Here is a 13578-nt window from a genome sequence, read left to right on the forward strand (position 1 = left end):
ACTAGTGAATGCACGGCGGATGTATCTAACTTCAGACACTTATGAGCGACAATTTAAGGAATGACGGGGAGGGCCGCTTCGTGTCCGATCCGACTGCCGGCAACTGGGAGCGCGACACGCTCGAAAAGCTGGTCTTCGCGACCATCAAGGAGCGGCGCGCCGCGCGCCGCTGGAGCATCTTCTTCCGGCTGGCCTTCCTCACCATCCTCGTGGTAGGTCTGTGGACGTATTTCGATTTGAGCTTCGGCGGCGAGGACGAAAGCCTCGGCCGCCATACGGCGCTGATCGAAATTAACGGCGAGATCGAAGCAGAAGGCAGCGGTGCGGCCGACAATGTCATCCCTTCGCTGAACAAGGCCTTTTCCGACGCCGGCTCGGCCGCGGTGGTGCTGCGCATCGACAGCCCCGGCGGCAGCCCGGTGCAGGCCGGCATCATCGTCGACGAAATCCTGCGCCTCAAGCGCGGCTATCCGGACAAGCCGCTGTATGTGGTGGTCGACGAAATCTGCGCCTCCGGCGGCTATTACATCGCCGCCGCCGCCGACAAGATTTATGTAAACAAGGCCAGCATCGTCGGTTCGGTCGGCGTGCTGATGGACAGTTTTGGCTTCACCGGCACCATGGACAAGCTGGGCGTCGAACGGCGCCTGCTGACGGCCGGCGCCAACAAGGGTTTCCTCGACCCGTTCAGCCCCCAGTCCGAGAAACACCGCGCCCACGCGCAGGAAATGCTCAACGATATCCACCAGCAATTCATCTCGGTGGTGCGGTCGGGCCGCGGCACGCGCCTGAAGGAAACACCGGAAACCTTCTCCGGCCTGTACTGGACCGGGGCAAAGGCGGTCGAGATGGGGTTGGCGGACGGGTTCGGCACGGTCGACACGGTCGCGCGCGACATTGTCAAGGCCGAGGATATCGTCGACTACACGGCGCACGAAGGCTTGCCGGAGCGGGTACTGAAGAAATTCGGCGCCTCGGTGGGGGCCGGGGCAGTAAAAGCGGTGGCGGGTCCTGTGCTGCCGAAGTTGAACTGACAAAGATCAATAATTTCCTTGAAAGTTCCGCAAATTGTCCTATAGTGAGGCTTGTAGTTCTTCCATGAAGAGCGATCAATAACCGGTCTCATCTGTTCATGATCGACTTATCTGGCGACACTACTTCCCCGCCTGCGCGCGGGTTTCGAGAGAATTCAATTCCTCACAGTAACAGCTCTTCCTGGGAGCGAAAACGACGGCGCAAGCCGTCGTTTTCATTTGGGTTCCAGGATTACGAACAGCGCTTCACACGCCGGGGGCGGCATCCTCCGCCGCGTCATCGCCGTCATGCTGGACAAAGCCGCCGCTGTCGAGCCAGGCCTGGAAATCGCGCTGGGCACGGGTGAGCCAGGCGGCGCGCAGGGGTGCGTTGGCGTTGGCGTTGCTGTGCAAGTGGGGCACGTCGCCGCCGGCTGTCCAGCGCGCCAGCGCCAGCCGCGTGGGGAACAGGGTCGACTGTGAACGCGCCAGCGATAAGCGCGTGGCTTTGACCGATGCGGACGCGGCGGGTAGCAGGGCGGCATGGGGCACAAGCTTGATTGCGTGCATTGTATTCCTCTTTTTGTCAGTAATTTATCCTAGCCCTACTGGTATGGATTCCGGCAAGGCTTAGGCCGATTCCTAATTGAGTTGAAGTCTATCAATGGATCTCCCGCTACGATTGATTTATGTCAAACGTATGGTGGTTTCGTATCCTTGCGGTAACATGTTGTCAACCTATGCCATGAGGGTGCCTTCTGTTAAAGTCTCGCCCATGAGTAAATTATCCCTGGACCGGATCTTGCAATCGCAAGGCTTCGGTACCCGCAAGTACTGCCGTGCCCTGATCGAAGACGGCGACGTCGCCGTGAACGGTGCCATTGTCGACAATTACAAGCTCGCCGTGGACACGGACGCTCTAGTGCTCACCGTGTTCGACGAGGAATGGGTGTACCGCGAGCGCGTGTATATCGCCTTGTACAAGCCGGCCAATTTCGAATGCTCGCGCAAGCCCAGCCACCATCCTGGCGTGCTAACGCTGCTGCCGGAACAGTTTGGCTGGCGCGAGGTGCAGCCGGTCGGCCGGCTCGACCACGACACCACGGGCCTGCTGCTGATGTCGGACGATGGCCCGTTCATCCACGCCCAGTCCTCGCCGAAGCGCCATGTGCCGAAGGTGTATCAAGCCACGACCGCCGAACCGGTTACCCCCGAGCTGGTGCAACAATTATTAGACGGCGTCCAGTTGCACGACGAACCGGCGCCGCTACGCGCCGTGTCCTGCGTGCAACGCGGCGAGCACCAGCTCGAGATCGTGCTGGAGCAGGGCAAGTACCACCAGGTCAAGCGCATGCTGGCCGCGGCCGGCAACCATTGCGGCGCACTGCATCGCTCCGCCATCGGTGGCTTGACGCTCGAGGCACTCGGCCTGAAGGAGGGCGAGTGGTGTTTCCTGGAGCAGGCCCAGCTGGATTTGCTTACGGCTGGCTGATCCGGAAAACGGATTGAGGGAATAGGGGAAAGCGCTGCCGAACTCATCGAGTGCGCTCGCCTGCGGTGCGACGGCCAGCCCGGTTTTCACGCACACTGCATGCCGATTCGCGCCGAAACGTGATCGGCGCCTCATGTAGTTGAACAAGGGTAGTCGAGCGCGACGGCGTTTTTTGCAACCGTTTCCCTGTTCACGATGCCTCATCCACACCGCACCCTCCTGCTTTCCCTTCCCCTGTTTGCCCTTCCCCTGCTCAGCGCCGCCAACGCCTTTGCCCAGGACACGCCGAAAGTCGTGGGCGATTGCGCCAATATCGCCGATAACGTCGCCCGCCTGGCCTGCTTCGACAAGCTCGCCGCCACGCCTGCGCCGCGCACCGAAGCGGCCGTCGTCGTCAATTCAACCGATGGCAGCCCGGCTGCCACCGTCCCCGTAGTAACGGCCCAGCCTTCGGCCGAGAGCAGCGCCAAATTCAGCCAGCTCGACCACTGGGAGCTGGACGCACCCTATGAGCGCGGCCTCTTCAAGTTCCGCCCGCACCACGCCAACTACCTGATCGCGACCCGCACCTACCGCCCGAACGAGGAACCCTACCTGCCATACCGGCGCCTGTCGGGCGACAGCAACCTGTCGAAGACGGAGCTGGCCTACCAGCTGAGCTTCAAGGTGAAAATGGTGGAGGGCGCCTTCGACAAACCGGTCGACCTGTGGTTCGGCTATACCCAGAACAGTTTCTGGCAGGCTGCCAACAGCAAGGGCTCGAGCCCGTTCCGTGAAACCAATTATCAGCCGGAAGTGATGGCGATCGCCCCGCTCGGCATCGAGCTCGGCGGGGTGCACCTGCGGCATGTCGGCCTGGGCCTGAGCCACCAGTCGAACGGCCAGTCCGGCACGCTCTCGCGCAGCTGGAATCGGCTGTATGCCCAGCTCGGCATCGAGAAGGATGGCTTGTCGGCCACCGCCCGCGTCTGGAAGCGCCTGAGCGAGGACGACGACGACAACCCGGACCTGGTCGACTACATGGGCCGCGGCGACCTGGCACTGGCCTACCGCCGCGATGGCCACATCTGGTCGTCGACGCTGCGCTACAACTTCCATACCAATCGCGGCGCCATCCAGGCCGGCTGGGCCTTCCCGGTGACCGGCAACCTGAAGGGCTATGCGCAGGTCTTCACCGGATACGGCCAGAGCCTGATCGACTATAACTATTTCCAGCGCTCCGTCGGCTTGGGCGTGCTCGCGCTGTTTTAAATACAATAGCGGTCCGATCACTTCTTGAGCGCAGATGAAACTTGCCACTATCAAGGACGGCAGCCGCGACGGCCAGCTGGCCGTCGTTTCGCGCGACATGAAGAGCGCGCACATGGCCGACGCCATTTGTCCGACCCTGCAGGCCGCGCTCGACGACTGGACCTTCATCGCGCCCCAGCTGGACGCTTTATATGCCCAGCTCAATGCCGGCCAATCGTCAACGTCCACCCGGCGCGCCTTCGACTTCGACCCGGCGCGCTGCATGGCGCCGCTGCCCCGGGCCTACGGAAGGGCCGTCGGCGCCGCCTATGGCAATCACCTCGAGCCGGCTTCGTCCGGGGAAGAACCCCTGATCTACCAGGGCGGCAGCGATGACCTGCTCGGCGCGATGGACGACATCATGCTGGCGCATGAAGAATGGGGCATCGACTTCGAGGCCGGCGTCGCCGCGATTGTCGACGACGTGCCGATGGGCGCCACCCCCGACGAAGCGCACGGCCGCATCCGGCTGCTGATGCTGGCCAACGATGTGTCGCTGCGCAACCTGATCCCGGACGAGCTGGCCAAGGGCTTCGGTTTCCTGCATTCGAAGCCGGCTACGGGTTTCTCGCCGCTGGCGGTCACGCCCGACGAACTGGGCGACGCCTGGCGCGGCGGCAAGCTGCATTTGCCGCTGCGGTCGACATGGAACGGCCACCTGGTCGGCCAGCCCGATGCCGGGGTGGACATGGCGTTCAATTTTCCGCAACTCATTGCCTACCTGTGCAGGAGCCGCAGGGTGCGCGCCGGCAGCATCGTCGGCTCGGGCGCGGTGTCGAACAAGGACGCGACGCTCGGCTACTCATGCATCGCCGCGCAGCGCAGCCGCGAGACCGCCGCCGATGGAGAGCCGAGTACGCCCTTCATGCGTTTCGGCGACACGATCCGGATCGAGATGCTCGATGAAAAGGGAAAGTCGATCTTCGGCGCGATCGCGCAAACAGTGCGCAAGGCCTAAGAGCGCGCCGTGCCTGCTCAGGGCTGGCGCGCGGGCGCGGCGCCATCCCCATTCCAGAATACGCCCTGCGCGTCGCTGCCGCGCAGGTCCACCTCGATCGGCGGCAGCATCCGGCGCGCCGTCTTCGCCAGGCGCAGGCTGCCGTCCGGGGCATGGACGCGGAACCAGAGCAGCGCCACCGCCGACAGCCGCAGCTTCTGCCCGCTGAACAGGCTATCCTTCACCGTGCTCAAGCCCTCGAGGCGCAGGTCGAAGTCCAGCACCTGCGCGCCCTCGGTGCGCGCCGCATAACCCAGATAGCGCGCCGCGTTGTAGAGCGGGGCGCGCTCGCCCGTTTCGCCCGCCCGGAGCGATTCGATGAAGGCGTCCACCAACCTCAAAGCCGCCCCGGCCGCGGCCGCCACCGCCGCCAGTTCCCGTTTTTCGTCGCCCTTGGCCGCGTCGGCCAGTTTCTGGAGCAGGCCAATGCGGTTCGCATAGTCGGAGCGGTGGCTGGCCAGCGCGCGCAGTTTGCCCAGCAGCCGGTCGTGCTGCCTGACATCGAGTTCGCCAAAATAGCCGCCGCCCAGCCCGACGATACGCTCCGGGCAGGCGGCGGCGAGGGCCGTGACGAACAGGCTGCGCGCCCCGTCCCCGTAGGCCAGTCCCGCCACCGTGACATCGGTCTTGAACAGCGACGCCGTGTCGGCGGAGGCGCGCAGGATGGCCGGGACGACCGTCAGTGCGGCGCCCAGTGTCGACAGCACGACGCCCGGCGGCGTATGCCGGTCGATGTAGAGCTGCAATTCCTTGTTACGCCGCGCCATCTCGTCACCCAGGGCGTCGAGCGCGCCGGCAACCGAACGCGCGGCGACGACGCCTTGCGCCGCTGCCGGATCGTAGACGGCCACCGCCGGGCCGGCGGGCAGGGCGGCGCAGACCTCGGCCGCGAGCTGCCCGCTCAGGTCGAACGCGCGGACCAGGCCTGCCGCGCCGAACTGGCGGGTGTCGACCGCACCGGGCAGGGGTCGGGAGAGCCCGGGAGGCAGGCGCTCGAGCAGGGCAGCGCGCTCCGCGTCGGCCATGGCCGCGCGCCACTGGGCGTCCTGCAGGGCCTGGGCCGCTTCCGATGTGGCAGCGGCCAGCGCTTGGGCGGCACCAGCTGCTGCCGCCGCATTATGGGTGAGCGTAATTGCAGCAGTCAGTATGACAACACGCATAATCACGCGCGGCCCCGGGATTAATAACATGTGGTTTTTCCAATAAAAACTGTTGGTTAAATTCTCACTCATTATCACCATCGCCGATTCAAACGCGGCAGGGCAATATAAACCAATCATTATTTCGTCAACGAAGGCTGGTTAATTCTGCGCAAGCTCATGCCAGGCCTGCTTCGCAGGGCGAAGCGTGGCGTTGACCCCACGGGCAGTAGCGGCGAGCGTTGTTGGCATTGCTATTGAGATAACTCAATGCACCATTGTGGTAAATGTGCTGAAGCGAAGCTAGAAAAAAGCACTTTTATGTCACCTTGGGAATATTGACCCGTTTCTCGAAGCCAACGAATCGGTTAAAATTGCGAGCTGTTCATATAAGTCCATGCGTCCCTCCGCGCCTCCTCACCAATGTTCAAAATTAGCACCGGTTTTTTGGCCGTTACTCTGGCCGTTTCCAGTATTGGCGCGTTCGCTCAAAGCACGGCCAGCCGGGACGACATGTTCGGCCAGGACGCGCCGGCCGCCGAGAGCACCGTCGGCGCGCCGACGGCGCCGCCGCAGAAGGTCCGGATCACGAACGCCGACCGCCCCGAGCGGCCGCAAGGCGCTGCCGCATCGGCGGCCCAGCGCAACCAGGAAAGCGCCGCGGGCGCATCCCCGCGCGCACCCGAGGTGGTCAGTGAATTCCAGAAGTTCCTGTCCGACAGCACGGGGCAGATCCTGCCTGTCTTCGGCGCCGGCTTTTTCGAGTCCGCCCAATCTCCCTTCAGCCCGATCGGCGGGGGACCGCTGCCCGCCGACCAGCCGCTCGGCCCTGGCGACGAATTGCTCATCCGTGGCACCGGCACCATCGATATCGATTACCGCGCCACCATCGACCGCAGCGGCACGATTTCGATCCCGACCGTCGGCACCGTCGTGCTGGCCGGCGTCAGGGCCGGTTCGGCCGAGAGCGTCATCCGCGCGGCCGTTGCGCGCCTGTACAAGGGCGTCAACGTCAACGTGACCTTTGGCCAGCTGCGCTCGACGACGGTGTACGTGGTGGGCCAGGCCAAGCGCCCGGGCACCTACACCGTATCGAGCCTGTCGACGCTGGTGACGGCCCTGTTCGCCAGCGGCGGCCCGAACGCCAACGGCAGCATGCGCCGCGTGCAGGTCAAGCGTGGCGGCAGGGTCGTTGCCGAACTCGACCTGTATGCCTTCATCGCGAAAGGCGACAAGTCGGGCGACATCAAGCTGCAGGACGCCGACACCATCGTGATCCCGCCGGCAGGCGGCTTCGTCGCACTCGTCGGCAAGGTCAATGCGCCGGCGATCTACGAGATCAAGGGCAATGGCGACACGATCGAATCGCTGCTCGACCTGGCCGGCGGCCTGCCGGTGGTGGCCGACCCGCGCCGCGCCTTCCTCGAGCGCATCGACCAGAACCGCAACCAGCCGCGCAGCGTCGAACAGTTCGCCCTGAACGGCGAAGGCCTCAAGCGCAGCCTGAAGAACGGCGACGTCCTGAACATTACCTCGATCACCCCGGACTTCTCGAATGCCGTGGTCTTGCGCGGCAATGTCGACCAGGCCGTGCGCGTGCCGTTCAAATCGAACATGCGCGTGAGCGACTTGATCCCAAGCCGCGAATACCTGATCACCCGCAGCTCGATCAAGCGCCAGAACAATGCGGTGACGACGAGCGAAGAAGTGCGCGAACTGCGCAGCGACGAGCGCCTGACCGAACAGGACCGCGAGCGGATGGGCCTTGGGCGCGGCGCGTCGCTGGGCGAGGGCGAGCGGACTGCGAACGGTGAAGAGCGCACGATCGCCTCACGTATCGGCGGCCTGATCGATGAAATCAATTGGGATTATGCCGTTGTCGAGCGCATCAACCGCGCCGACCTGAGCGTCAGCCTGATTCCTTTCAACCTCGGTAAAGTCTTCACCAACCCGCAGGGCGCCGACAACATCGCGCTCCAGCCGGGCGACACCGTTACCGTGTTCTCGCATGAAGACGTGGCCGTACCGATGGACAAGCGCCGCGTATTCGTGCGCGTCGAAGGCGAAGTCCAGGTGCCGGGTGTCTACCAGATGAGCGCCGGCGAAACCCTGCAGTCGCTGCTGGCGCGGGCCGGCGGCCCGACCGGCAATGCCTACCTGTTCGGCACCGCGTTCTATCGGGAGCAGGTGCGCAAGGAGCAGCAGGTGAACCTGGAGAAAGCGGCAGTACGCCTGGAATCGCAACTGCGTTCGCAACAGGCAAAAGGGATCGCCAACGTCAGCGCGCTGAGCGCCGCCGATGCGGCGGCCGCCGCCTCGCAGCGCCAGGTGGAACTGCAGGTTGCTGAAGAGACGATTCGCCGCTTCCGCCAGCTCAAGCCGACTGGCCGGATCGCGTTCGGACTGGAGCCGAAAGAAAAGTCATTCGCACGCCTGCCCCAGATCAAGCTTGCCAACGGCGACCGCCTGGTCGTGCCGGCGCGTCCTGAGTTCGTGCATGTGTTCGGTGCCGTGAACGTCGAGGCCTCGCCGCTCTGGCGCGCAAACAGCCGCGTCAAGGACTATTTGCGCATTGCCGGCGTGACGGCTGATGCCGACGTCGAGAACGTCTTCGTGATCCGCCTCGACGGCACCGTCGTTACCAACGGCTCGACCGGGTGGCTCTCGATGGGCCTCGGCGCCATGGAAGTCATGCCGGGTGACAGCATCGTGATTCCGGAGAAATTTGACAAGGAAACCGCCTGGACGAAATTCACCAAAGGGACTCGTGAATGGGCGCAGATTTTTGCGAATTTCGGTCTTGGCGCCGCGGCCATCAAGACCTTGCGTGACTAGTACGAAGGAATTGCGTTCGTGAGCCTCTTCCACACGACGGTGGGAAAGGTCGCGCGCAGCGTTTAATCAATAGTGGAAATTTAAAATGATTTTGGTCACTGGTGGTGCCGGCTTCATCGGCTCGAATTTTGTACTGGACTGGTTCGGCAACTTCGACGAGCCGGTAGTTAATCTGGACAAACTTACCTATGCGGGCAATCTCTCCAACCTGACCTCGCTCCAGGGCGACGCCCGGCACATATTCGTGCGCGGCGACATAGGCAATTCGGAGCTCGTGGACGAGCTCTTGACCTACCATCGGCCGCGAGCGGTCATCAATTTCGCCGCTGAAAGTCACGTCGACCGCTCCATTACGGGGCCAGCAGCATTCATCGAGACCAACATCAACGGCACGTTCAAGCTGCTCGAATCAGTGCGCCGCTACTGGAAAGAACTGGATGAGGGTGACAAGGATTCGTTCCGGTTCCTGCACGTGTCGACTGACGAAGTGTATGGCACCCTTGGGCCGGACGACGCGCCTTTCACCGAGAGCACGGCGTACGCGCCAAACAGTCCTTATTCGGCATCGAAAGCTGCGTCCGACCATCTGGTGCGCGCATACCACCATACTTACGGCATTCCGGTATTGACCACTAATTGCTCGAATAATTACGGACCGTACCACTTTCCCGAAAAGTTGATCCCGTTGGTGATTTCAAATGCCCTGGCCGGGAAAGCTCTGCCGGTGTATGGCGACGGACGCCAGGTGCGAGACTGGCTGTATGTCAGCGATCATTGCGCCGCAATCCGTCGCGTACTGGACGCTGGCCAGCCAGGCGAGACCTACAATGTAGGAGGTTGGAACGAGATGGCCAATATCGAGGTCGTCCAGACAATCTGCGACATCTTGGACCAGCACAGGCCCAAGGCGCAAGGCCGCTATCGGGACCAGGTCCAGTTTGTAACGGACCGCCCGGGCCACGATCGCCGCTATGCGATCGATGCCCGCAAGCTCGAACGGGAGCTCGATTGGAAGCCGGCGGAAACGTTCGAGTCCGGGATTGCCAAGACGGTGGAGTGGTATCTCACCAACGAGGCGTGGGTGGATGCTATCCAGTCCGGCGCATACCAGGACTGGGTGGAACAGAACTATGCGCAGCGGGGCAGGCAATGACCCGGCGCAAAGGCATCATTCTCGCCGGAGGTTCTGGAACCCGTCTGTACCCCATTACGCGGTCGGTGTCGAAACAACTCTTGCCGGTTTACGACAAACCGATGATTTACTATCCCTTGACCACGCTGATGCTGGCCGGGATACGCGAGATCCTGATCATTTCGACGCCTGAGGACACGCCGCGTTTCCGCGAGTTGCTGGGAGACGGCAGCCAATGGGGAATTGCGATCAGTTACGCAGTCCAGCTTTCTCCGAACGGCCTTGCGGAGGCGTTCCTGATCGGCCGCGACTTTATCGGCAACGACCCGTCGGCCTTGATTCTCGGCGATAACATCTTTTATGGGCATAATCTTGACAGCCAGTTGAGGATGGCCCATGCGTCCGTGCACGGGGCAACCGTATTCGCGTACCACGTACTCGATCCGGAGCGCTATGGCGTCGTCGAATTCGATGGCGGCCAGAGAGCCGTGTCGATCGAGGAAAAGCCACTGAAGCCAAAGTCGAGCTACGCGGTGACCGGGCTGTATTTTTACGACAACCAAGTGTGCGATATCGCCGCCTCGATAAAGCCCTCGGCGCGTGGCGAACTCGAAATTACCGATGTGAACAAGACCTACCTCGAGCGCAACGAGCTGGCAGTCGAGGTAATGGGGCGCGGCATGGCGTGGCTCGATACTGGCACGCACGATTCCCTGCTCGAGGCGTCGCAGTTCATCTCGACCATCGAAAAACGCCAGGGCTTGAAGATCGCGGTTCCGGAAGAAATCGCCTTCCGAAAGGGTTACATCGACGCGCAGGCGGTCGAGCGCCTCGCCATACCGCTCAAGAAAAACGGGTACGGCCAGTACCTGCTTCGTATTCTGCAAGAGAAAATATTCTGATGGAAGCCATCCGTACCACCATTCCTGACGTCGTCATTCTGGAGCCACGTGTTTTTGGCGACGACCGCGGCTTCTTTTTCGAAAGCTTCAACGAGCAAAAATTCCGCACGTTGACCGGCGTCGCGCTGCCATTCGTCCAGGATAACCACTCGAAATCGTCGAAAAGCGTCTTGCGCGGCCTGCATTACCAGATCCAGCGCCCACAGGGCAAGCTGGTACGTGTCGTGTCGGGCGCAGTCTTCGACGTCGCCGTCGATATGCGCAAATCGTCGACGACGTTCGGCAAATGGGTCGGAGTCCATTTGAGCGCGGAAAACCAACGCCAGCTCTGGATTCCGCCAGGGTTCGCCCATGGTTTCCTAGTGACGTCCGACAGTGCCGAGTTTCTATACAAGACCACCGACTATTGGGCGCCGGAACATGAGCGCGCGCTGCGCTGGGACGATCCGACAATCGGAATCGACTGGCCATTGATGGGTGTCCCCCAGTTGTCAGGCAAGGACAGCCAGGCGCCACTGTTGGCAGAGGCGGAAACCTTCGAATGAAGATTCTTTTGACAGGCGCCAGCGGGCAGGTTGGCTATGAGCTGGAACGCGCACTACAAAGCTTGGGCGAAGTAGTCGCTGTCGACCGCGCACGCATGGACCTGGCCGACCTGCAGCAGGTTCGCAGTGTCGTGCGAGAGGTGCGACCGAATCTGATCGTCAACCCGGCGGCCTACACGGCAGTAGACAAGGCCGAGTCCGAGCCGACACTGGCACGTACGATCAATGCCCTGGCCCCGGCAGTACTGGCCGAAGAGGCGAAGGCCCTGGGGGCGGCAATGGTCCAGTATTCGACGGACTATGTCTTCGATGGCACGAAGGTGGGTGCTTACCTCGAAACCGACGAGCCCAATCCACTCGGCGTGTACGGGAAAACAAAGCTTGAGGGTGAGCAGGCGGTGGTCGCAGCCGGTATCCCCCATCTCATCCTGCGAACGAGCTGGGTGTACGGCATGCGCGGGAAAAATTTTCTGTTAACGATGCTGCGCCTCGCACGTGAACGGGACGAACTTCGGGTGGTCGACGACCAGCATGGGGCTCCCACGTGGTCCCGCACTATTGCGGACACGACGGCATTACTGCTTGCACAAGCGAAGCAGGATGACTGGTCGGATTCCCATTCTGGTATTTACCATCTATCGGCCCGGGGCCAGACGACGTGGTGCGGATTCACTCGCGCCATCGTCGAAAACGCCAGCCTCGATTGTCGCATTGTGCCGATCACCAGCGCCGAGTATCCCATGGCAGCGCCTCGGCCTGGCAACTCGGTGATGAGCGCAGCCAAGCTGACGGAGCAACTGGCTGTGCTTCCGGACTGGCGCAAGGCGCTGGATCTCTGCATGCGCTAACCCGAGCAGGCAACGTTTATATAGTCGGGTTGTAATAAGAGTTTTGGAGGGAAGGCCGTTGAGCCGAGCGTACGTATTCGCACTGCTGTGGTCCCGTACTGGCCCTTCTGTCCACCATCAATCAATTGAGAAATTCGGTATTCCGGCATGAATGACAATCACAGCAGCGTTTTATCCAAGCATGGTCAACACGAAGCCGTGGGCTTCAGCGACCTTCTGGCAGTATTTGTCAAGAATAAGAAACTGATCTTTGGCGCACCGCTGGCCGTCGCTGTTCTGGTGTTCGGCATTTGCCTGTTGCTGCCGCCGACCTATCGCGCCAGCACGCTCCTGCTGCCTCCCCAGCAGGCCCAGTCGGCCACGGCCGCGCTTTTGTCGCAATTGGGCGGAGCGGCCGGCCTTGTTGCCGGCGCGGCCGGGATGAAGAATCCAGCCGACGTCTACATCGGCATGCTCAAAAGCCGCACGGTCGCCGACCGGATGATCAGCCGCTTCGACCTGCTCAAGGTCTACGACACCACTTCCATGGAAAAGGCGCGCAAGAAGCTGGAAGTGAACACCTCGGTTAATGTCGGCAAGGACGGAATGGTCACCGTAACCGTCGATGACGGCGACAAGGCACGTGTCGCTCAGCTTGCCAACGGGTATGTCGACGAGTTGACTAAGCTAACCCGTGTGCTCGCGATTACCGAGGCAGCCCAGCGCCGGTTGTTCTTTGAACGTCAGCTTGAGCAGGCGAAGGAGAAGCTCGCCGCAGCCGAAGTAGCGCTCAAGAAAGGCCTGGACACAAAGGGCGTCGTCAGCGTCGATGCTGACAGCCGCGCCATGGTCGAAACCGTTGCCCGTCTGCGGGCCCAGGCGACTGCAAAGGAAATTCAGCTGAACTCCATGCGTGCGTTCGTTACCGAAAACAATCAGGAATACCGGCAGACCCAGCAGGAACTGAACAGCCTGCGTGCAGAACTCAACCGGGTGGAAACGGGGCGCGACGACGTTGCTAGCTCGGTCTCCAGCAAGACGCTTGGAGGACTGGAAAATATCAAAACGCTGCGTGAAGTGAAGTACCAGCAGATGCTCTATGAATTGCTGGCGAAACAGTACGAAGCAGCGCGTCTGGACGAAGCGCGCGACTCTTCAGTAATACAAACGCTTGATCCGGCTATCGTCCCTGAAAAGCAATTTTCTCCAAAGCCGCTGCGGATGGCTGTGATTGCAGCGCTACTGGCATTTTTTGGAGCCTTGACAATCGCATATGGCCGCGATGCGATAGCGCGTGCATTGCGTGAACATGGGAGCGTGGACAGGTAAACCGCAGCGCGGTTGCGAGTGGAACAGAAATGTCGGCGGGGAGGTGTGCGTCGTTACCGCTCGTCCTTGCTTCTTCC

General features: G+C 61.9%; 12 protein-coding genes. 10 read left to right on the forward strand and 2 right to left on the reverse strand.

What is annotated here, in order from left to right:
• The first annotated feature begins 41 nt into the window (after nucleotides 1-41).
• Nucleotides 42-1034 carry a S49 family peptidase gene (locus tag ACFPN5_RS17465; RefSeq protein ID WP_379785051.1) on the forward strand — a complete coding sequence of 331 codons (993 nt, stop codon included), beginning with the start codon at nucleotides 42-44 and terminating at the stop codon, nucleotides 1032-1034.
• Nucleotides 1035-1280: 246 nt separating this feature from the next.
• On the opposite strand, the gene ACFPN5_RS17470 is transcribed toward ACFPN5_RS17465, so the two are convergent.
• Nucleotides 1281-1583, reverse strand: a complete 303-nt coding sequence (locus ACFPN5_RS17470; protein ID WP_379785052.1) for a hypothetical protein — start codon at nucleotides 1581-1583, stop codon at nucleotides 1281-1283.
• Between the two features lie 205 nt (nucleotides 1584-1788).
• Between ACFPN5_RS17470 and ACFPN5_RS17475 the strand changes: the two genes are divergently transcribed.
• The 3 genes from ACFPN5_RS17475 (at nucleotide 1789) to ACFPN5_RS17485 (ending at nucleotide 4753) form a co-directional block, all read left to right on the forward strand.
• Nucleotides 1789-2505, forward strand: a complete 717-nt coding sequence (locus ACFPN5_RS17475; protein ID WP_379785053.1) for a pseudouridine synthase — start codon at nucleotides 1789-1791, stop codon at nucleotides 2503-2505.
• Between the two features lie 195 nt (nucleotides 2506-2700).
• Nucleotides 2701-3756, forward strand: a complete 1056-nt coding sequence (locus ACFPN5_RS17480) for a phospholipase A (protein ID WP_379785054.1) — start codon at nucleotides 2701-2703, stop codon at nucleotides 3754-3756.
• Nucleotides 3757-3790: 34 nt separating this feature from the next.
• Complete coding sequence (locus ACFPN5_RS17485; RefSeq protein WP_379785055.1) at nucleotides 3791-4753, forward strand: fumarylacetoacetate hydrolase family protein; 963 nt, start codon at nucleotides 3791-3793, stop codon at nucleotides 4751-4753.
• A gap of 17 nt (nucleotides 4754-4770) precedes the next feature.
• Here ACFPN5_RS17485 and ACFPN5_RS17490 read toward each other — a convergent pair whose 3' ends face one another.
• On the reverse strand, nucleotides 4771-5952 hold the full coding sequence (locus ACFPN5_RS17490; RefSeq protein ID WP_379785056.1) for a hypothetical protein: 1182 nt from the start codon (nucleotides 5950-5952) through the stop codon (nucleotides 4771-4773).
• A 492-nt stretch (nucleotides 5953-6444) separates the two neighbouring features.
• Between ACFPN5_RS17490 and ACFPN5_RS17495 the strand changes: the two genes are divergently transcribed.
• From ACFPN5_RS17495 to ACFPN5_RS17520, 6 genes are all read left to right on the forward strand, one after another.
• Nucleotides 6445-8766: a polysaccharide biosynthesis/export family protein gene (locus ACFPN5_RS17495; RefSeq protein ID WP_379785057.1), complete on the forward strand. Its 2322-nt coding sequence runs from the start codon at nucleotides 6445-6447 to the stop codon at nucleotides 8764-8766.
• Nucleotides 8767-8851: 85 nt separating this feature from the next.
• The gene (gene rfbB / locus ACFPN5_RS17500) at nucleotides 8852-9919 is read left to right on the forward strand and encodes a dTDP-glucose 4,6-dehydratase (RefSeq protein WP_379785058.1); all 1068 of its coding nucleotides are present in this window, start codon (nucleotides 8852-8854) and stop codon (nucleotides 9917-9919) included.
• A complete protein-coding gene (gene rfbA / locus ACFPN5_RS17505; protein ID WP_379785059.1) occupies nucleotides 9916-10800 on the forward strand; it encodes a glucose-1-phosphate thymidylyltransferase RfbA in 885 nt (294 codons plus the stop codon). Before rfbB ends, rfbA begins: the two co-directional genes overlap by 4 nt.
• Nucleotides 10800-11345, forward strand: coding sequence for a dTDP-4-dehydrorhamnose 3,5-epimerase (rfbC, locus tag ACFPN5_RS17510; protein WP_379785060.1), 546 nt, complete (start codon nucleotides 10800-10802; stop codon nucleotides 11343-11345). Before rfbA ends, rfbC begins: the two co-directional genes overlap by 1 nt.
• Nucleotides 11342-12193: a dTDP-4-dehydrorhamnose reductase gene (gene rfbD, locus ACFPN5_RS17515; RefSeq protein WP_379785061.1), complete on the forward strand. Its 852-nt coding sequence runs from the start codon at nucleotides 11342-11344 to the stop codon at nucleotides 12191-12193. The genes rfbC and rfbD overlap by 4 nt, the downstream gene beginning before the upstream one ends.
• Before the next feature lie 147 nt (nucleotides 12194-12340).
• Nucleotides 12341-13501 carry a GumC family protein gene (locus ACFPN5_RS17520; RefSeq protein WP_379785062.1) on the forward strand — a complete coding sequence of 387 codons (1161 nt, stop codon included), beginning with the start codon at nucleotides 12341-12343 and terminating at the stop codon, nucleotides 13499-13501.
• Nucleotides 13502-13578 lie beyond the last annotated feature (77 nt).

Source organism: Massilia niabensis (assembly GCF_042655085.1).
GTDB lineage: Bacteria > Pseudomonadota > Gammaproteobacteria > Burkholderiales > Burkholderiaceae_D > Telluria > Telluria niabensis.